We start from the raw sequence: 19,245 nt of genomic DNA, 5'->3' as shown, positions 1-19,245 counted from the left end.
CCCGACCGTGCCCGTCCCGCCCTCCGTACCCGTCCCGTCCGGCCCGCCGCGTCGGCCCCGTCCGCGTCCAGCAGTCCGTTCTCAGCCACCCGTGTTCAGCGTCGAACAGCCAGGAACCAGCCCGTGACCATGATCACTCCCGACTCCGGGAACCCCGCCCCGCACCCCGCCTCGCTTCGCTCCCAGGCGGGTCAGCCCGGTACGCTCACCGCCGTGCCACACGCTGATCAGTCCCCAACCACCCAGAAGGGCGCTTCCGTGACCTACCCGGGACCGCCACGACCGGATCGGGTCTCCGCCACACCCCTCGCGGACCTCGCCGATCAGCTGGGTATCGCCCCGTCACAGCGCCCGGACGGCGGCGCCGAGGTCACCGGGATCACCCATGACTCGCGCGCCGTCCGCCCCGGCGACCTGTACGCCGCCCTTCCCGGTGCCCGCCTGCACGGCGCCGACTTCGTCACCCAGGCCGCCGGCCTGGGCGCCGTCGCCGTGCTCACCGACCCCGCCGGCGCCGAACGCGCCACCGCGACCGGACTTCCGGTCCTGGTGGTGGACGACCCGCGCGGCCGGATGGGCGAGCTGGCGACCACCATCTACGGTCACCCGGGCCGCGACCTGCTGCAGATCGGCATCACCGGCACCTCCGGCAAGACCACCACCGCCTACCTCGTCGAGGGCGGGCTGCGCACGGCCAGGGCCACCGGGCTCATCGGCACCGTGGAGATGCGCATCGGCGACGAGCGCATCAAGTCCGAGCGCACCACCCCGGAGGCCACCGACCTGCAGGCCCTGTTCGCCGTGATGCGCGAACGCGGCGTCGAGGCGGTCGCCATGGAGGTCTCCAGCCACGCGCTGGTGCTCGGCCGGGTCGACGGCTGCGTCTTCGACATCGGGGTCTTCACCAACCTCAGCCCGGAGCACATGGAGTTCCACTCCGACATGGAGGACTACTTCCGGGCCAAGGCGCAGCTGTTCACCCGCCGCCGCAGCCGGCTCGGCGTGGTCAACTTCGACGACGAGTACGGCCGCCGCCTCATCGACGAGGCCGAGGTGCCCGTCGTCACCTTCTCCGCCGAGGGCCACCCCGACGCCGACTGGCGGGCCGTGGACGTCGAGGTCGGCCCGCTGGACTCGACCTTCACCGCCGTCGGCCCGGAGGGGCAGCGGATCGCCGCCAAGTCCCCGCTCGCCGGACCGTTCAACGTGGCCAACACCCTCGCCGCGATCGTCGCCCTGGCCGCCGCCGGAATCGACCCGCAGACCGCCGCCGACGGCATCGCCGCCGTCCCCGGGGTGCCGGGCCGCCTGGAGCGCGTGGACGCCGGGCAGCCCTACCTCGCGGTCGTCGACTACGCGCACAAGACGGACGCCGTCGAGTCGGTCCTCCGGGCGCTGCGCAAGGTCACCAAGGGCCGGCTGCACGCCGTGCTGGGCTGCGGCGGCGACCGCGACCGGTCCAAACGCGGCCCGATGGGGGCCGCGATCGCCCGGTTCGCCGACACCGCCGTCCTCACCTCCGACAACCCCCGTGGCGAGGACCCCCTCGCGATCCTCGCCACGATGCTCCAGGGCGCGGCCTCCGTGCCCTCCCACGAGCGCGGCGAGATCCTGCTGTTCGAGGACCGGGCGGCCGCCATCGCTGCGGCCGTGGCCCGCGCGCACGCCGGTGACACCGTGCTGGTCGCGGGCAAGGGGCACGAGCAGGGCCAGGACATCGCCGGGGTGGTCCGTCCGTTCGACGACCGCCAGGTGCTTCGCGAAGCTATCCAGAAGACCCAGGGATGAACTTGTGATCGCCCTCTCCCTCGCCGAGATCGCAGCAGTCGTCGGCGGGCAGACCCACGACATACCGGATCCGTCGGTGCGGGTCACCGGCCCGGTCGTCCGGGACTCCCGCGAGGCGGTGCCCGGCAGCCTCTTCGTCGCCTTCGCCGGCGAGCGCGTCGACGGCCACGACTTCGCGGCGCAGGTCGTCGAGGCCGGCGCCGTCGCCGTCCTGGCCTCGCGGCCGGTCGGCGTGCCCGCGATCGTCGTGGACGACGTCCAGGCGGCACTGGGCGCCCTCGCCCGCGAGGTCGTACGACGGCTCGGTACGAACCTCGTGGCCCTCACCGGCTCGGCCGGCAAGACCAGCACCAAGGACCTCATCGCCCAGGTGCTGCGCCGCAAGGCGCCGACCGTCTTCACCCCCGGCTCGCTCAACAACGAGATCGGGCTGCCCCTGACCGCCCTGTCCGCCACCGAGGAGACCCGGTTCCTGGTGCTGGAGATGGGCGCGCGCGGCATCGGCCACATCCGCTACCTCACCCAGCTCACCCCGCCGCGGATCGGCCTCGTCCTCAACGTCGGCAGCGCCCACATCGGCGAGTTCGGCGGCCGCGAGCAGATCGCCCAGGCGAAGGGCGAGTTGGTCGAGGCCCTGCCGGCGGCCGACCGGGGCGGCGTCGCGGTCCTCAACGCCGACGACCCGTTGGTCCGGTCCATGGCCTCCCGTACGACGGCGAAGGTGGTGTTTTTCGGAGAGTCCGACGAAGCGGACGTTCGGGCCGAGAACGTGCGACTCACGGACAGCGGACAGCCCTGCTTCAGGCTTCACACACCCTCCGGTGCAAGCGATGTGACCATGCGCCTGTACGGTGAGCACCACGTGTCGAACGCGCTCGCCGCGGCCGCCGTCGCCCATGAGCTGGGCATGTCCGCGGAAGAGATCGCCACCGCGCTCTCCGAGGCGGGCTCCCTCTCCCGCTGGCGGATGGAGGTCACCGAGCGCCCGGACGGCGTGACGATCGTCAACGACGCCTACAACGCGAACCCCGAGTCGATGAAGGCCGCCCTGCGTGCGCTGGCGGCGATCGGCAAGGGGCGGCGGACCTGGGCGGTGCTCGGCAAGATGGCCGAGCTCGGGGACGAGGCGCTCGCCGAGCACGACGCGGTCGGACGGCTCGCCGTCCGGCTCAACGTCAGCAAGCTCGTCGCGGTCGGGGGCAGGGAAGCCGCCTGGCTGCAACTGGGCGCATATAACGAGGGTTCGTGGGGTGAGGAGTCGGTGCACGTGTCCGACGCACAGGCGGCGGTCGACCTGTTGCGCAGCGAGTTGCGCCCGGGAGACGTCGTACTCGTGAAGGCGTCCCGTTCGGTCGGCCTGGAGGGTGTCGCTCAGGCGCTGCTCGAGACCGGTGCCGAGGGTGAGGTCGCCACCCGATGATGAAGCAGATCCTGTTCGCCGGCGTCATCGGCCTCTTCCTGACGCTGATCGGCACCCCGCTGCTGATCAAGCTGCTCGCCCGCAAGGGCTACGGCCAGTACATCCGGGACGACGGCCCGCGCGAGCACGCGAGCAAGCGCGGTACGCCGACCATGGGCGGCATCGCCTTCATCCTGGCGACGATCGCCGCCTACTTCCTGTCGAAGCTGATCACCGGCTACCCGCCCACCTACTCGGGCCTGCTGGTGCTGGGCCTGATGTTCGGCATGGGCCTGGTCGGCTTCCTCGACGACTACATCAAGATCGTCAAGCGGCGCTCGCTGGGTCTGCGGGCCAAGGCCAAGATGGCCGGCCAGCTGCTCGGCGGCATCGCCTTCGCGGTGCTGTCGCTGCAGTTCGAGGACGCGCGCGGCAACACCCCGGCGTCCACCAAGCTGTCGTTCATCACCGACTTCGGCTGGACCATCGGCCCGGTGCTGTTCGTGGTCTGGGCGCTTTTCATGATCCTGGCCATGTCCAACGGCGTGAACCTCACCGACGGTCTGGACGGTCTGGCCACCGGCGCCTCCGTCCTGGTCTTCGGCGCCTACACCTTCATCGGCGTCTGGCAGTTCCAGGAGTCCTGCGCCAACGGCGAGACCCTGACCAACCCCAACGCCTGCTACGAGGTGCGCGATCCGCTCGACCTCGCGGTGGTCTCCGCGGCGCTGATGGGCGCCTGCCTCGGCTTCCTGTGGTGGAACACCTCCCCTGCCAAGATCTTCATGGGCGACACCGGCTCGCTCGCGCTCGGCGGTGTGCTCGCCGGCCTCGCGATCTGCTCGCGCACCGAGCTGCTGCTGGCGCTGCTCGGCGGCCTGTTCGTCCTCATCACCATGTCGGTGGTCATCCAGGTCGGCTCCTTCCGGCTGACCGGGAAGCGCGTCTTCAGGATGGCCCCGTTGCAGCACCACTTCGAACTCAAGGGCTGGTCCGAGGTCCTGGTCGTGGTCCGCTTCTGGATCATCCAGGGCATCTGCGTGATCGTCGGACTGGGCCTCTTCTACGCGGGATGGGCAGCGGACAAGTGACCTCCTCGGTGTCTTCGGGACACGTCGACCTCCAGGGCAAGCACGTCACCGTCGCCGGGCTCGGCGTCTCCGGCGTCCCGGCGGCCAAGGTGCTGCACGGGCTGGGCGCGCGGGTCACCGTCGTCAACGACGGCGACGACGCACGCGCGCGTGAGCAGGCCGCCGAGCTCACGGCGCTGGGCGTCACCGTGCGCCTCGGCGACGGCGACACCCTGCCCGAGGGCACCGAGCTGATCGTCACCGCGCCCGGATGGAAGCCGGACAAGCCGCTGTTCGCGGCCGCCGCCGAGGCGGACGTGCCCGTCTGGGGAGACGTCGAGCTGGCCTGGCGGCTGCGCGGCCCCGAAGCCGCGCCGTGGCTGTGCGTCACGGGCACCAACGGCAAGACGTCGACCACCCAGATGCTCGCGTCGATCCTCAAGGCGGCAGGCCTGCGCACCGCGGCCGTCGGCAACATCGGCGTCTCCCTGCTCGACGCGGTCCTCGGCGACGAGGAGTACGACGTCCTCGCGGTGGAGCTGTCCAGCTACCAGCTGCACTGGGCGCCCTCCCTGCGCGCCCACTCGGCGGCGGTGCTCAACCTCGCCCCCGACCACCTCGACTGGCACGGCTCCATGGAGGCCTACGCGCGCGACAAGGGCCGGATCTACGAGGGCAATCGCGTCGCCTGTGTCTACAACGTGGCCGACAAGGCGACGGAGGACCTGGTGCGCGAGGCGGACGTCGAGGAGGGCTGCCGGGCGATCGGCTTCACCCTCGGCACCCCTTCCCCCTCCCAACTCGGGGTCGTGGACGGCATCCTGGTCGACCGCGCGTTCGTCGAGAACCGGCAGAAGAACGCCCAGGAGCTCGCCGAGGTCTCCGACGTGAACCCGCCGGCCCCGCACAACATCGCCAACGCCCTCGCCGCCGCCGCCCTCGCCCGCGCCTTCGGCGTGCCCCCCGGGGCGGTACGGGACGGACTGCGCGCCTTCACGCCGGACGCCCACCGCATCGCGCACGTGGCCGACGTGGACGGCGTCGCGTACGTCGACGACTCCAAGGCCACCAACACCCACGCGGCCGAGGCCTCGTTGGCGGCCTACGACTCGATCGTGTGGATCGCCGGCGGGCTCGCCAAGGGCGCCACCTTCGACGAACTGGTCGCCCGGTCCGCCAAGCGGCTGCGCGGGGTCGTGCTCATCGGCGCCGATCGCGCGCTGATCCGCGAGGCGCTGGCGCGACACGCCCCGGAAGTACCCGTCGTCGACCTCGACCGGACGGACACTGGGGCGATGCTCCAGGCCGTCCGGGAGGCGCGGCGGCTCGCGGTGGCAGGCGACACGGTGCTCCTCGCCCCGGCCTGTGCGTCCATGGACATGTACGCCAACTACACCAAGCGCGGTGACGCGTTCGCGGAGGCGGTTCGCGAACTCGGCTCCTGACCGACGTAGCGGAGGCGCTGATGCCCAGTAGCCGTACCGGCCGCCGGCCGCCCGTCCAGCGGGCCGTCCGGCGGCCTCCCGCCGCACGCCCCCCGCGCGACAACCCCGTGCTGCGCCTGTACACGCGCGCCCACAAGGCCTGGGACCGGCCGCTGACCGCCTACTACCTGATCCTCGGCGGCAGTCTGCTGATCACCGTACTGGGCCTGGTGATGGTCTACTCGGCCTCCCAGATCAAGGCGCTGGAGCTGTCGCTGCCGGGGACGTTCTTCTTCCGCAAGCAGTTCCTGGCCGCCCTGATCGGTACCGTGCTGCTGGTGCTCGCCTCCCGGATGCCGGTGAAGCTGCACCGGGCGCTGGCCTACCCGATCCTGGCCGGGGCGGTCTTCCTGATGGCACTGGTGCAGGTGCCCGGGATAGGGATGGCCGTCAACGGCAACCAGAACTGGATCGCGGTCGGCGGCTCCTTCCAGATCCAGCCGAGCGAGTTCGGCAAGGTCGCCCTGGTGCTGTGGGGCGCGGACCTGCTCGCGCGCAAGCAGGACAAGCGGCTGCTGACCCAGTGGAAGCACATGCTGGTGCCGCTGGTGCCGGTCGCCTTCACGCTGCTCGGGCTGATCATGCTCGGCGGTGACATGGGGACGGCGATCATCCTGACGGCGATCCTGTTCGGCCTGCTGTGGCTGGCGGGCGCGCCGACCCGGCTGTTCGCCGGGGTACTGGCCATCGCCGGCACCATCGGGCTGATCCTCATCAAGACCAGTCCCAACCGGATGGCCCGGCTGTCCTGCATCGGCGCCACCGAGCCCAGGTCCGGCGCCGTCGACTGCTGGCAGGCCGTGCACGGCATCTACGCCCTGGCATCCGGCGGGATCTTCGGCTCGGGACTCGGCGCGAGTGTGGAAAAATGGGGCCAACTCCCCGAAGCCCACACCGACTTCATCTTCGCCGTCACCGGGGAGGAACTGGGTCTGGCGGGGACGGTGTCGGTGGTCGCCCTCTTCGCGGCTCTAGGCTATGCGGGTATCCGCGTGGCCGGTCGCACGGAGGACCCCTTCGTGAGGTATGCCGCGGGAGGCGTGACCACCTGGATCACCGCTCAGGCGGTGATCAACATCGGTGCGGTGCTCGGCCTGCTGCCGATCGCCGGCGTCCCGCTCCCGCTGTTCTCCTACGGGGGGTCCGCCCTGCTGCCGACCATGTTCGCCATCGGGTTGCTGATCGCCTTCGCGCGCGACGAGCCCGCTGCGCGGGCCGCGCTTGCGATGCGGCAACCACGCTTTGGTAGAAAGCGGGGGGCCGGGGGCTCTGCTTCCGCCAGAGAGCCCAGGAGATGGAACACGATGCGACGGCGTGCCTCGGCGGCGCGCTCGTCCGGAGAGCGGTGAATTTCGGTGCATGTCGTACTCGCCGGTGGGGGGACCGCCGGCCACATCGAGCCCGCGCTCGCCCTCGCGGACGCCCTGCGCAGGCAGGACCCGACCGTGGGCATCACGGCCCTGGGCACGGAGCGCGGCCTGGAGACCAGGCTGGTGCCCGAGCGGGGCTATGAGCTCGCGCTGATCCCGGCGGTGCCGCTGCCCCGCAAGCCCACCCCCGAGCTGATCACCGTGCCGGGCCGGCTGCGCGGCACGATCAAGGCCGCCGAGCAGATCCTGGAGCGCACCAAGGCGGACGCCGTGGTCGGCTTCGGCGGCTACGTGGCGCTGCCCGGCTACCTCGCGGCCAAGCGGCTCGGCGTGCCGATCGTCATCCACGAGGCCAACGCCCGCCCCGGCCTGGCCAACAAGATCGGCTCGCGGTACGCGGCCCGGGTCGCCGTCTCCACCCCGGACAGCAAGCTGCGGGACGCCCGCTACATCGGCATCCCGCTGCGCCGCTCCATCGCCACCCTGGACCGGGCGGCGGTGCGTCCCGAGGCCCGCGCGATGTTCGGCCTCGACCCGAACCTGCCGACGCTGCTGGTCTCCGGCGGCTCGCAGGGCGCCCGCCGGCTCAACGAGGTCGTCCAGCAGGTCGCGCCCTACCTCCAGCAGGCCGGGATCCAGATCCTGCACGCGGTCGGCCCGAAGAACGAACTGCCGCACGTCCAGCAGATGCCGGGGATGCCCCCCTACATCCCGGTAAGTTACCTGGACCGGATGGACCTCGCGTACGCCGCGGCCGACATGATGCTGTGCCGCGCGGGCGCGATGACCGTCGCCGAACTCTCCGCCGTCGGGCTCCCCGCCGCCTACGTACCGCTGCCCATCGGCAACGGCGAGCAGCGGCTCAACGCCCAGCCGGTGGTCAAGGCGGGCGGCGGACTGCTGGTCGACGACGCGGAACTGACGCCGCAGTGGGTGCAGCAGAGCGTGCTGCCCGTCCTCGCCGACCCGCACCGGTTGTACGAGATGTCCCGCGCCGCCGGTGAGTTCGGCCGCCGGGACGCCGACGAGCTGCTGGTCGGCATGGTGTACGAGGCGATCGCCGGGCGTCGTTAGGCACCTATGACGAAAGGGCAGGGGAGCGTGGCCGGACCCACCACCGCCGAGCGCGGTGCCGCAGCACAGGAGTCGTCCGGCCCGCCCCTCGTCCGGAGGCTCGGACCGCGCCGGCTTCGTAGGATCATCATCCTCGCCGTCGTGGTGCTCCTCCTCGGCAGCGGCTGTGTGTGGACGCTGTACGGGTCCCAGTGGCTGCGCGTGGAGCGGGTCTCCGTCTCCGGTACGGCCGTTCTGACCCCGGGGCAGGTGCGCGAGGCGGCCGCCGTGCCGGTCGGGTCGCCGCTGGTCTCCGTCGACACCGGCGCGATCGAGTCGCGCCTGATGCGTTCGCTGCCCCGGATCGACCAGGTCGACGTGGAGCGCTCCTGGCCGGACGGGATCGTGCTGAAGGTGACCGAGCGGACACCGGTCCTGCTGGTGCGCCGGGGCGGGGAGTTCGTGGAGGTGGACGACGAGGGCGTCCGCTTCGCCACCGTCGCCCGGGCGCCGAAGGGCGTGCCGCTGCTCGAAATCGCCACCGGCTCCGCCGAGTCGGCCACGGCGAGCCTGCGCCGCTTCGGCGAGACCTGGCTGGTGCGCGAGGCGGTCCGGGTGGCCGGTGACCTCCCGCCGGCCGTCTCCCGTGCCACCCGGACCGTCACGGTCCGCTCCTTCGACGACATCTCGCTGAAGCTGGGCGACGGCCGGACCGTGGGGTGGGGGAGCTCCGAACAGGGCGTCGCGAAGGCCCGTGCGCTCACCGCTCTCATGAAAGCCGCCCCGGATGCCGACCACTTCGACGTCAGCGTTCCCACCGCGCCCGCGTCATCAGGGAGTTGACGCACATCAGCGCAGGCCAGCACCCTGGTTGGCTAGCGACACGGCTGATCACATAGGGTGAAAAGAAAAACGGGAGGTTCGGCGTGTTCGTTGAACGGGCGCCACTTGTCGACTTAGTGTCCTGTTCAGAAGACTTCAAGGAACAGACACACTGGTAACCCTAAACTTCAGCGTTAGGGTTCGGGTCGGCGCTACGGACCGTCCCATTCGGCATCAGCCGCCGGAGCGCGAGGCACAGGGCCTCGCCGGTCCGACGGCACGTAATTCGAGGCGAGAGGCCTTCGACGTGGCAGCACCGCAGAACTACCTCGCAGTCATCAAGGTCATCGGTGTCGGCGGCGGTGGTGTCAATGCCATCAACCGGATGATCGAGGTCGGTCTCAAGGGCGTCGAGTTCATCGCCATCAACACCGACGCGCAGGCGCTGTTGATGAGCGACGCCGACGTCAAGCTCGACGTCGGCCGCGAACTCACCCGCGGACTCGGCGCAGGAGCCAACCCGGCCGTCGGCCGCAAGGCCGCCGAGGACCACCGCGAGGAGATCGAGGAGGTCCTCAAGGGGGCCGACATGGTCTTCGTGACGGCCGGTGAAGGCGGCGGCACCGGCACCGGCGGCGCGCCCGTCGTGGCCAACATCGCCCGCTCCCTGGGCGCCCTCACCATCGGCGTGGTCACCCGCCCGTTCACCTTCGAGGGACGGCGCCGCGCCAACCAGGCCGAGGACGGCATCGCCGAACTCCGCGAAGAGGTCGACACCCTCATCGTCATCCCCAACGACCGGCTGCTGTCCATCTCGGACCGCCAGGTCTCGGTCCTCGACGCCTTCAAGTCGGCCGACCAGGTCCTGCTCTCCGGCGTCCAGGGCATCACCGACCTCATCACCACCCCCGGCCTGATCAACCTCGACTTCGCCGACGTGAAGTCGGTCATGTCCGAGGCCGGTTCGGCCCTCATGGGCATCGGCTCGGCCCGCGGCGACGACCGCGCGGTGGCCGCCGCCGAGATGGCGATCTCCTCCCCGCTGCTGGAGGCCTCCATCGACGGCGCCCGGGGCGTGCTGCTCTCCATCTCGGGCGGCTCCGACCTCGGCCTGTTCGAGATCAACGAGGCCGCCCAGCTGGTCAGCGAGGCCGCCCACCCCGAGGCCAACATCATCTTCGGTGCGGTGATCGACGACGCCCTCGGCGACGAGGTCCGGGTCACCGTGATCGCGGCCGGTTTCGACGGCGGTCAGCCCCCGGCCCGCCGGGACACCGTCCTCGGATCGGCCTCCTCCTCGACGCCCCGCCGCGAGGAGCCGGCCCCGGCGCGGCAGCCCGAGTCCCGGCCGACCTTCGGCTCGCTCGGTAGCGTGACCCCCAAGGAGGAGCCGGAGCCGGCGCCCGAGCCGGTGGCCGACATCCCGGTCGCCCCGCCGGTCCCGCCGTCGCGGAACTACGCGGACAGCGCCGCCGAGGAGCTGGACGTGCCGGACTTCCTCAAGTGATAGGACAGCGCGAGAGCGTGAGCGGCGCGCACTTCGCCTTCACCGACCGGTGGGGCGGGGTGAGCGCCGCTCCGTATGAGGAGCTCAACCTCGGCGGCGCGGTCGGCGACGACCCCGCCGCCGTGCTGACCAACCGCGAACTGGGCGCGAAGTCGCTGGGCCTGGACCCGGCCCGGGTGGTCTGGATGAACCAGGTGCACGGCGCCGAGGTCGCGGTCGTCGACGGGCCCTGGGGGACCGAGGCGGACGTTCCCGCCGTCGACGCGGTCGTCACCGCCCGGCGCGGGCTCGGCCTCGCCGTCCTGACCGCCGACTGCGTACCGGTCCTGCTCGCCGACCCGGTCGCCGGGGTCGCCGCCGCGGCTCACGCGGGTCGGCCGGGCCTGGTCGCCGGGGTGGTGCCGGCCGCACTGCGGGCGATGACGGAGCTGGGGGCCGACCCCGCCCGGATCGTCGCCCGCACCGGACCGGCCGTGTGCGGCCGCTGCTACGAGGTGCCGGCGGGGATGCGCGCCGAGGTGGCCGCCGTCGAACCGGCGGCGTACGCCGAGACGAGCCGGGGCACGCCGGCGGTCGACGTCGCCGCCGGGGTGCACGCGCAGCTGGAGCGGCTGGGGGTGCGCGACCGGGAGCAGTCGCCGGTGTGCACGCTGCAGTCGGAAGATCACTTCTCGTACCGCCGTGACCGCGTCACCGGGCGGCTCGCGGGCTACGTGTGGCTGGACTGATGGAGCATGACGGACCGTAAGCAGGAAATCGCCGCGAACCTGGCGAAGGTGGAACGGCGCATCGCGGCCGCGTGCGAGGCCGCCAGCCGCCGGCGGGACGAGGTGACCCTGATCGTGGTCACCAAGACCTACCCGGCGAGCGATGTGCGCATCCTGTCGGAACTGGGCGTGCGTGATGTCGCCGAGAACCGCGACCAGGACGCCGCCCCCAAGGCCGCCGCCTGTTCGGATCTGCCCCTCACCTGGCACTTCGTGGGTCAGTTGCAGACCAACAAGGTGCGCTCGGTGGCCGGTTATGCGGATCTCGTGCAGTCCGTCGACCGTTCCCGGCTGGTGGCCGCGCTGTCCAGGGAGGCGGTACGGCGGGAGCGCGAGCTGGGCTGTCTGATCCAGGTCGCGCTCGACGCGGGGGAGGCCGAGCGGGGTGAGCGCGGTGGCGTGGCGCCCGGCGGGATCGAGGCGTTGGCCGGTCTCGTCGCCGGCTCGCCGGGGCTGCGGCTCGACGGGCTGATGACCGTCGCCCCGCTGACCGGGGAGTACGCGGGGCGGCAACAGGCGGCGTTCGAGCGGTTGATGGATTTGTCGACTCACCTGCGCCGAGCTCATCCGGCTGCGAACATGGTCTCGGCAGGGATGAGTGCGGACCTTGAGCAGGCCGTGGCGGCAGGAGCGACACATGTGCGCGTCGGCACCGCGGTACTCGGAGTCCGCCCCGGGCTCGGGTAACGTCGCCAGGAAGTCGGACCACAGCAGAAAATATGGTCATTTCCGTCGAAAGGCGGGCAGAAGGACCACGTGGATCGCGGGACTTGGCAGTCGTCAGCTGATCCACCACAGAGCGGAGGACTCAGAGCATGGCCGGCGCGATGCGCAAGATGGCGGTCTACCTCGGCCTCGTGGAGGACGATGGGTACGACGGCCGGGGGTTCGACCCCGATGACGACTTCGAGCCCGAGCTCGACCCGGAGCCCGAGCGGGACCACCGCCGACACGAGCCGTCGCATTCGTCACATGGTGCGCATCAGTCCCAAAGGGACGAAGAGGTGCGCATCGTACAGCCGTCCGTGCCGCGTGAGCCGGCCGCCAGATCGGCCCCGCTCGGTGCGGATTCCGGCCGTCCGGCGCGCATCGCGCCCGTGGCGTCCATCACACAAGAACGTCAGTCCCTGGAGAAGAACGCACCGGTGATCATGCCCAAGGTCGTGTCGGAACGAGAGCCTTACCGGATCACCACGCTTCACCCGCGGACCTACAACGAGGCCCGTACCATCGGGGAACACTTCCGCGAGGGCACCCCGGTGATCATGAATCTGACTGAGATGGACGACACAGATGCGAAGCGACTTGTCGACTTTGCGGCGGGTTTGGTGTTTGGTCTTCACGGCAGCATCGAGCGGGTGACGCAGAAGGTGTTCCTGTTGTCTCCTGCTAACGTCGATGTCACGGCGGAGGACAAGGCCCGCATCGCAGAGGGCGGGTTCTTCAACCAGAGCTGAGACGCAAGACCGGAACACAGCAGTACCGACCAGTACGAAACAGGGGAGAGGGAAGCACAAACCATGAGCGTGTTCGCGCAGGTGATCTACATCGCGCTGATGGTGTTCCTCATCGTGCTGATCTTCCGGTTGGTCATGGACTATGTCTTCCAGTTCGCCCGCTCGTGGCAACCCGGCAAGGCGATGGTGGTCGTTCTGGAGGCCACCTACACTGTCACCGATCCACCGTTGAAGCTTCTGCGGCGGTTCATCCCGCCGCTGCGTCTCGGGGGCGTGGCGCTCGACCTGTCCTTCTTCGTACTGATGATCATCGTTTACATCCTCATCTCGATCGTGGGCAACCTGGCGAGGTGAATGTGGACGATACGGGCCTGCCGACTGCCGATGACTACGTTGAGGTGAAGAGATGCCGTTGACCCCCGAGGACGTGCGGAACAAGCAGTTCACGACCGTCCGCCTCCGAGAAGGCTATGACGAGGACGAGGTCGATGCCTTCCTCGACGAGGTCGAAGCCGAACTGACCCGCCTGCTCCGCGAGAACGAGGACCTGCGCGCCAAGCTGGCCGCGGCCACGCGTGCGGCCGCGCAGAACCAGCAGAACATGCGCAAGCCCCCGGAGGGCCCCGGCGGCCCCGGTGGTCACGGTGGTCCTGGTGGTCCTGGTGGTCCCGGCCCGCAGGACCAGCAGCAGGGCATGCAGCAGCAGGGTATGCAGCAGCAGGGCATGCGTGGTCCTGGTCCCGGCGCGCCGGTCCCCGCCGGCATATCGGGCCCGCCGCAGCAGCAGATGGGCGGCCCCGGTCCCATGGGTGGCCCGCCCCAGCTGCCGAGCGGTGCCCCGCAGTTGCCCGCCGGTCCCGGCGGTCAGGGCGGTCCGCAGGGTCCCGGCCCGATGGGCCAGGGTCCTATGGGCCAGGGTCCGATGGGTCAGGGCCCGATGGGCGGTCAGCCGCCCATGCAGCAGCAGATGGGCGGTCCGATGGGTGGCCACGGCCACATGGGTGGTCCCGGTCAGGGTCCCGGCGGCGACAGCGCCGCCCGTGTCCTGTCGCTGGCCCAGCAGACCGCCGACCAGGCGATCGCCGAGGCCCGCTCCGAGGCCAACAAGATCGTCGGCGAGGCCCGTTCGCGTGCCGAGGGCCTGGAGCGGGACGCCCGCGCCAAGGCGGACGCGCTGGAGCGGGACGCGCAGGAGAAGCACCGCGTCGCGATGGGCTCCCTGGAGTCCGCCCGCGCCACGCTGGAGCGCAAGGTCGAGGACCTGCGCGGTTTCGAGCGCGAGTACCGTACGCGGCTGAAGTCCTACCTGGAGTCCCAGCTGCGCCAGCTGGAGACGCAGGCGGACGACTCACTCGCCCCGCCGCGCACCCCGGCCGCCGCCTCCCTGCCGCCGTCCCCGACGCCCTCCATGGCGCCGGCCGGTGCCGGTTCGCCGTCCTACGGCGGCAACCAGGGCATGGGCGGTCCGCCGAGCCCCGCTGCTCCGTCCTTCGGCGGCCAGCAGCAGATGTCCCCGGCGATGACCCAGCCCATGGCTCCGGTCCGCCCGCAGGGGCCGTCCCCGATGGGCCAGGCGCCCTCGCCGATGCGCGGGTTCCTCATCGACGAGGACGACAACTGACGGCCAGTAGTACGCCTTAGGCGTCGGCAGCGTTCAAAAGGGGCGGGCCCCGGATTCGATCCGGGGCCCGCCCCTTTTACGCGTGTTGACGTTCGACTTTCACGCGTGTTGACGTTCGACGCGGCGCCCTTCGCGCGTGCCGACGGCCCGGGCGGGGACGTCACACCCGGCGCAGGCGGAACGTCAGCGTCAGCCCCTCGTCGGTGAACGCGGTGCCGTAGGTGCCGTCCGCCTCGCCCTGGGCGAAGTCCGTCGACAGCACCTCGTCGGCGATCAGCCCGCGGTGCTCGCTCAGCGCGGCGACGGTGGCCGGGTCGGTGGCCGTCCACCGCAGCGCGATCCGGTCGGCCACGTCCAGCCCGCTGTTCTTGCGCGCCTCCTGGATCAACCGGATCGCGTCCCGGGCGAGCCCCGCCCTCCGCAGCTCCTCCGTGATCTCCAGGTCGAGCGCGACGGTCGCACCCGCGTCGGACGCCACCGACCAGCCCTCACGCGGAGTCTCCGTGATGATCACCTCGTCCGGTGCCAGCGTGATCACCTCACCGTCGACCTCCACCGAGGCGGTGCCCTCGCGCAGCCCCAGCGACAGCGCCGCCGCGTCCGCGCCGGCGATGGCCCTGGCCACGTCCTGGACCCGCTTGCCGAACCGCTTGCCCAGCGCCCGGAAGTTGGCCTTCGCGGTGGTGTCGACCAGCGAGCCGCCGACCTCGCTGAGCGACGCCAGCGACTCGACGTTCAGCTCCTCCGTGATCTGCGCGTGCAACTCGGGCGAGAGCGACTCGAAGCCGCTCGCCGCCACCAGCGCCCGCTTCAGCGGCTGCCGCGTCTTCACCCCCGACTCCGCGCGCGTGGCGCGGCCCAGCTCCACCAGGCGGCGCACCAGGACCATCTGCCGGGACAGCTCCGGGTCGATGGCGGACAGGTCCGCCTCCGGCCAGGACGAGAGGTGGACCGACTCCGGGGCGCCCGGGGTGACCGGGACCACCAGGTCCTGCCAGACCCGCTCGGTGATGAACGGGGTCAGCGGCGCCATCAGCTGGGTGACCGTCTCCACGACCTCGTGCAGCGTGCGCAGCGCCGCCTTGTCGCCCTGCCAGAACCGGCGGCGCGAGCGGCGCACGTACCAGTTCGACAGGTCGTCGACGAACGCCGACAGCAGCTTTCCGGCGCGCTGGGTGTCGTACGCCTCCAGCGCCTGGGTGACCTGGTCGGTCAGCGCGTGCAGTTCGCTCAGCAGCCAGCGGTCCAGCAGCGGCCGGTCGGCCGGGGCCGGGTCGGCCGCGCCGGGCGCCCAGTTCGACGTACGGGCGTACAGCGCCTGGAAGGCGACCGTGTTCCAGTACGTCAGGAGGGTCTTGCGGACGACCTCCTGGATGGTGCCGTGGCCGACGCGGCGGGCCGCCCACGGGGAGCCGCCGGCCGCCATGAACCAGCGGACCGCGTCGGCGCCGTGCTGGTCCATCAGCGGGATGGGCTGCAGGATGTTGCCGAGGTGCTTGGACATCTTGCGGCCGTCCTCGGCGAGGATGTGGCCGAGGCACACGACGTTCTCGTAGGAGGACTTGTCGAAGACGAGCGTGCCGACGGCCATCAGCGTGTAGAACCAGCCGCGGGTCTGGTCGATGGCCTCGGAGATGAACTGTGCCGGGTAGCGGCTCTCGAACAGCTCCTTGTTCTTGTACGGGTAGCCCCACTGCGCGAACGGCATCGAACCGGAGTCGTACCAGGCGTCGATGACCTCCGGCACGCGGGTGGCGGCCTTGCCGCAGCCCTCGTGCGGGCAGGCGAAGGTGACCGCGTCGATGTACGGCCGGTGCGGGTCCAGCTGCGACTGGTCGGTGCCGGACAGCTCGGTCAGCTCCGCGCGGGAGCCGACACAGGTGAGGTGGTCGTCCTCGCAGCGCCAGACCGGCAGCGGCGTGCCCCAGTAGCGGCTGCGGGAGAGCGCCCAGTCGATGTTGTTGTTCAGCCAGTCGCCGAACCGGCCGTGCTTCACCGAGTCCGGGAACCAGTTGGTCTTCTCGTTCTCCTGCAGCAGGCGGTCCTTGACGGCCGTGGTGCGGATGTACCAGGACGGCTGCGCGTAGTAGAGGAGCGCGGTGTGACAGCGCCAGCAGTGCGGGTAGCTGTGCTCGTACGGCAGGTGCTTGAAGAGGAGGCCGCGCTGCTGAAGGTCCTCGGTGAGCTTCTCGTCCGCCTTCTTGAAGAAGACACCGCCGACGAGCGGGACGTCCTCGGCGAACGTGCCGTCCGGGCGCACCGGGTTGACCACCGGGAGGCCGTACGCGCGGCAGACCTTGAGGTCGTCCTCACCGAAGGCCGGGGACTGATGGACCAGACCGGTGCCGTCCTCGGTGGTGACGTACTCGGCGTTGACGACGAAGTGCGCGGCCTCCGGGAACTCGACCAGCTCGAACGGACGTTGGTACGTCCAGCGCTCCATCTCGGCGCCGGTGAAGGTCTGGCCGGTGGGCTCCCAGCCCTCGCCGAGCGCCTTGGCGAGCAGCGGCTCGGCGACGACGAGCCTCTCCTCGCCGTCGGTGGCGACCACGTAGGTCACGTCGGGGTGCGCGGCGACCGCCGTGTTGGACACCAGGGTCCAGGGGGTCGTCGTCCAGACGAGGAGGGCGGCCTGGCCGGCGAGCGGACCGGAGGTGAGCGGGAAACGGACGTAGACGGACGGGTCGACGACCGTCTCGTAGCCCTGGGCCAGCTCGTGGTCGGACAGGCCGGTGCCGCACCGCGGGCACCAGGGGGCGACGCGGTGGTCCTGGACCAGCAGCCCCTTGTTGAAGATCTCCTTGAGCGACCACCACACGGACTCCACGTACTCGGGGTCCATGGTCCGGTAGGCGTCGTCGAGGTCGACCCAGTAGCCCATGCGCGTCGTCAGCTCGGCGAACGCGTCGGTGTGCCGGGTCACCGACTCGCGGCACTTGTCGTTGAACGCGGCGATGCCGTACGCCTCGATGTCCTGCTTGCCGGAGAAGCCCAGCTCCTTCTCCACCGCCAGCTCCACCGGGAGCCCGTGGCAGTCCCAGCCGGCCTTGCGGGCGACGTGGTAGCCGCGCATGGTGCGGAAGCGGGGGAAGACGTCCTTGAAGACGCGCGCCTCGATGTGGTGGGCGCCCGGCATGCCGTTCGCGGTGGGCGGACCCTCGTAGAACACCCACTCGGGGCGGCCCTCGGACTGCTCCAGGCTCTTGGCGAAGATCTTCTGCTCGCGCCAGAAGTCGAGCACGGCGTGCTCGAGGGCGGGCAGGTCGACCTGGGCGGGCACCTGGCGGTACTGCGGCGTTGTCATCGTCGAGCTTCCTCCGGCGGACTTGCTGCCTTCCGTCCGGAGGGACGAGAGCTGATCTCTGGACGCCGGTCTCGGCGCGCTCCCGCGGTACCACCCTCCTTGGCCCGCCGGCACGGGGTGTGCGCCGGTGAGCCCCCTCATTGGGGTCGCGATGCCGGTTCTACTGGCCGTGGCCGACCGACCACGGTGTTCTTCCGGCGGCTCCGGGGTGATCTTCACGACGCGCTCGCCCCCGGGCTTCCACCGTCCCCGGGTCGCTGTGGGCTGCGTACGCCGCTACTCGTCCCCATCCATGCTTCTCGCTGCGCCCAGTGTACGGCGCGTGCGGGAGCCGGGCCGACCGGTTTTCCGCTGCGGCGGGTGACTCGAACGGGGCGGCGCCGTTCTCCGGGTTCCGGGAGGGACGGGAGGTGCCCGACGGGTCGGATTACCCGGCGGGGAGCTGGGCACAACGGATGCAGGCTCGCTGCGGGGCCGGGGCGAGTCGGGCGAATCGGGCGGTGCGCCCCGTTGCCGCGGGACTCAAGTCGATTTATCGTCCCAGCACGATTTGCGCGCAAGATCACAATATGTGGAAGGGCCGCGGCCATGGTGGCGAAGAAGACCCCCGTGAAGAGGGAACGGGCGGGTGCGAGCGCTGCGGCATCGGCCGGGAAGAAGGCGGCGGTGGAGAAGGCGGCGGTGGAGGAGGCGGCGGTGGAGGAGACGGCAGCGAAGAAGACCACCGTGAAGAGGACCGCGGCGAAGAGGACCGCGGCGAAGGGAACCGCGGCGAAGGCGACCGGGACCGCTGCCGGGAAGGCGCCCGCCAGGGCGGCGACCGCCGGGAGGCCGGGTGCCGGGAAGGCGGATGCCAAGGCGGTGACGGGGGGAGCTGCGGCCGGTGGGAAGGCGGCCGCCAAGGGTCGGAAAGAGCCGGTGAAGAAGACCTCCGCCGGCCGGGCCCCGGCCGGCGGGACCTCGGCCCCGAAGACGTCGGCGAGGAACAAGGCGGCTGACGAGGCGGCGACCGGGGCGACGGCCGCCGGGAAGAGCACGGCCAAGAAGGCGGGTGCGGCCTCGGCCGCGGAGCAGACGGGAGCCACGACAGTGGTTGCGAAGAAGACTCCAGGCACGGCCACGGCGGCGAAGACGGCCGTCCCCAAGGCGCGGCTCGCCGCGGTGGAACCCGGCGACCTCGCGGTGCGCCCGGGTGAGGACCCCTGGACGCCCGAGGAGGTCGAGGAGGCCCGTACGGAGCTGATGGCCGAGGAGGAGCGGCTGCGCGCGGAGATCCACGACTCGGAGGAGTCCCTGGCGGGCCTGATGCGCGACTCCGGGGACGGTGCGGGCGACGACCAGGCCGACACCGGCACCAAGAACATCACCCGCGAGCAGCAGCTGGCCCTCGCCGCCAACGCGCGCGAGATGCTGTTCCAGACCGAGCGCGCGATGGAACGCCTCGACGCGGGTACCTACGGTCTGTGCGAGAACTGCGGCAACCCCATCGGCAAGGCCCGCATGCAGGCGTTCCCCCGTGCCACCCTGTGCGTGGAGTGCAAGCAGAAGCAGGAACGCCGGTACTGATCCGCCGCCGCGGCGTGTCGTACCCTCGTCCTCAGTC

The 19,245-nt window shown here is 71.1% G+C and carries 15 protein-coding genes; 14 read left to right on the top strand and 1 reads right to left on the bottom strand.

Annotated elements, in window-relative coordinates; all coding sequences use genetic code 11:
- Positions 1-258 precede the first annotated feature (258 nt).
- The 13 genes from ACSLTV_RS11275 (at position 259) to ACSLTV_RS11215 (ending at position 14,338) form a co-directional block, all read left to right on the top strand.
- A complete protein-coding gene (locus ACSLTV_RS11275) occupies positions 259-1,788 on the top strand; it encodes a UDP-N-acetylmuramoyl-L-alanyl-D-glutamate--2,6-diaminopimelate ligase (RefSeq protein ID WP_432135936.1) in 1,530 nt (509 codons plus the stop codon).
- A 4-nt stretch (positions 1,789-1,792) separates the two neighbouring features.
- Positions 1,793-3,208, top strand: a complete 1,416-nt coding sequence (locus tag ACSLTV_RS11270; protein WP_432135937.1) for a UDP-N-acetylmuramoyl-tripeptide--D-alanyl-D-alanine ligase — start codon at positions 1,793-1,795, stop codon at positions 3,206-3,208.
- A complete protein-coding gene (mraY, locus tag ACSLTV_RS11265) occupies positions 3,205-4,278 on the top strand; it encodes a phospho-N-acetylmuramoyl-pentapeptide-transferase (RefSeq protein ID WP_432135938.1) in 1,074 nt (357 codons plus the stop codon). Before ACSLTV_RS11270 ends, mraY begins: the two co-directional genes overlap by 4 nt.
- Positions 4,260-5,702 (top strand): UDP-N-acetylmuramoyl-L-alanine--D-glutamate ligase, encoded by a 1,443-nt coding sequence (gene murD, locus ACSLTV_RS11260; protein WP_432135939.1) that lies wholly within the window; start codon positions 4,260-4,262, stop codon positions 5,700-5,702. Before mraY ends, murD begins: the two co-directional genes overlap by 19 nt.
- Before the next feature lie 20 nt (positions 5,703-5,722).
- Positions 5,723-7,090, top strand: a complete 1,368-nt coding sequence (gene ftsW, locus ACSLTV_RS11255; protein ID WP_432135940.1) for a putative lipid II flippase FtsW — start codon at positions 5,723-5,725, stop codon at positions 7,088-7,090.
- Positions 7,091-7,096: 6 nt separating this feature from the next.
- Positions 7,097-8,185 (top strand): undecaprenyldiphospho-muramoylpentapeptide beta-N-acetylglucosaminyltransferase, encoded by a 1,089-nt coding sequence (gene murG, locus ACSLTV_RS11250; protein WP_432135941.1) that lies wholly within the window; start codon positions 7,097-7,099, stop codon positions 8,183-8,185.
- A gap of 27 nt (positions 8,186-8,212) precedes the next feature.
- Entirely contained in the window at positions 8,213-9,007 is a 795-nt protein-coding gene (locus ACSLTV_RS11245) for a cell division protein FtsQ/DivIB (RefSeq protein ID WP_435612044.1), read from the top strand.
- Positions 9,008-9,293: 286 nt separating this feature from the next.
- Positions 9,294-10,493 (top strand): cell division protein FtsZ, encoded by a 1,200-nt coding sequence (ftsZ, locus tag ACSLTV_RS11240; protein ID WP_432135943.1) that lies wholly within the window; start codon positions 9,294-9,296, stop codon positions 10,491-10,493.
- Entirely contained in the window at positions 10,490-11,221 is a 732-nt protein-coding gene (gene pgeF / locus ACSLTV_RS11235; RefSeq protein ID WP_432135944.1) for a peptidoglycan editing factor PgeF, read from the top strand. Before ftsZ ends, pgeF begins: the two co-directional genes overlap by 4 nt.
- A gap of 6 nt (positions 11,222-11,227) precedes the next feature.
- Positions 11,228-11,947 (top strand): YggS family pyridoxal phosphate-dependent enzyme, encoded by a 720-nt coding sequence (locus ACSLTV_RS11230; RefSeq protein WP_435612043.1) that lies wholly within the window; start codon positions 11,228-11,230, stop codon positions 11,945-11,947.
- Positions 11,948-12,075: 128 nt separating this feature from the next.
- Positions 12,076-12,717: a cell division protein SepF gene (locus tag ACSLTV_RS11225; protein ID WP_432135946.1), complete on the top strand. Its 642-nt coding sequence runs from the start codon at positions 12,076-12,078 to the stop codon at positions 12,715-12,717.
- Positions 12,718-12,780: 63 nt separating this feature from the next.
- Positions 12,781-13,071: a YggT family protein gene (locus ACSLTV_RS11220; RefSeq protein ID WP_004932337.1), complete on the top strand. Its 291-nt coding sequence runs from the start codon at positions 12,781-12,783 to the stop codon at positions 13,069-13,071.
- A gap of 52 nt (positions 13,072-13,123) precedes the next feature.
- Entirely contained in the window at positions 13,124-14,338 is a 1,215-nt protein-coding gene (locus tag ACSLTV_RS11215; protein ID WP_435612042.1) for a DivIVA domain-containing protein, read from the top strand.
- A gap of 160 nt (positions 14,339-14,498) precedes the next feature.
- On the opposite strand, the gene ileS is transcribed toward ACSLTV_RS11215, so the two are convergent.
- The gene (gene ileS, locus ACSLTV_RS11210; protein ID WP_432135948.1) at positions 14,499-17,642 is read right to left on the bottom strand and encodes an isoleucine--tRNA ligase; all 3,144 of its coding nucleotides are present in this window, start codon (positions 17,640-17,642) and stop codon (positions 14,499-14,501) included.
- A gap of 588 nt (positions 17,643-18,230) precedes the next feature.
- On the opposite strand from ileS, the gene ACSLTV_RS11205 reads away from it, so the two are divergent.
- Positions 18,231-19,208 (top strand): TraR/DksA family transcriptional regulator, encoded by a 978-nt coding sequence (locus ACSLTV_RS11205; protein WP_435612041.1) that lies wholly within the window; start codon positions 18,231-18,233, stop codon positions 19,206-19,208.
- Positions 19,209-19,245: the final 37 nt, after the last annotated feature.

The sequence above is a fragment of the Streptomyces sp. bgisy159 genome (assembly GCF_965341775.1).
In the GTDB taxonomy this organism is placed as follows: domain Bacteria; phylum Actinomycetota; class Actinomycetes; order Streptomycetales; family Streptomycetaceae; genus Streptomyces.
The sequence above is the reverse complement of the archived record's forward strand: the minus strand, read 5'-3'. Positions and strand labels throughout refer to the sequence as shown.

What these genes read in the sequence shown, in the direction of transcription:
- mraY (WP_432135938.1), top strand. Translation starts at nt 3,205, where the DNA reads ATGATGAAGCAGATCCTGTTCGCCGGCGTCATCGGCCTCTTCCTGACG.
- murD (WP_432135939.1), top strand. Translation starts at nt 4,260, where the DNA reads ATGGGCAGCGGACAAGTGACCTCCTCGGTGTCTTCGGGACACGTCGAC.
- ftsW (WP_432135940.1), top strand. Translation starts at nt 5,723, where the DNA reads ATGCCCAGTAGCCGTACCGGCCGCCGGCCGCCCGTCCAGCGGGCCGTC.
- ACSLTV_RS11230 (WP_435612043.1), top strand. Translation starts at nt 11,228, where the DNA reads ATGACGGACCGTAAGCAGGAAATCGCCGCGAACCTGGCGAAGGTGGAA.
- ACSLTV_RS11225 (WP_432135946.1), top strand. Translation starts at nt 12,076, where the DNA reads ATGGCCGGCGCGATGCGCAAGATGGCGGTCTACCTCGGCCTCGTGGAG.
- ACSLTV_RS11220 (WP_004932337.1), top strand. Translation starts at nt 12,781, where the DNA reads ATGAGCGTGTTCGCGCAGGTGATCTACATCGCGCTGATGGTGTTCCTC.
- ACSLTV_RS11215 (WP_435612042.1), top strand. Translation starts at nt 13,124, where the DNA reads ATGCCGTTGACCCCCGAGGACGTGCGGAACAAGCAGTTCACGACCGTC.
- ileS (WP_432135948.1), bottom strand. Translation starts at nt 17,642, where the DNA reads ATGACAACGCCGCAGTACCGCCAGGTGCCCGCCCAGGTCGACCTGCCC.
- ACSLTV_RS11205 (WP_435612041.1), top strand. Translation starts at nt 18,231, where the DNA reads ATGGTGGCGAAGAAGACCCCCGTGAAGAGGGAACGGGCGGGTGCGAGC.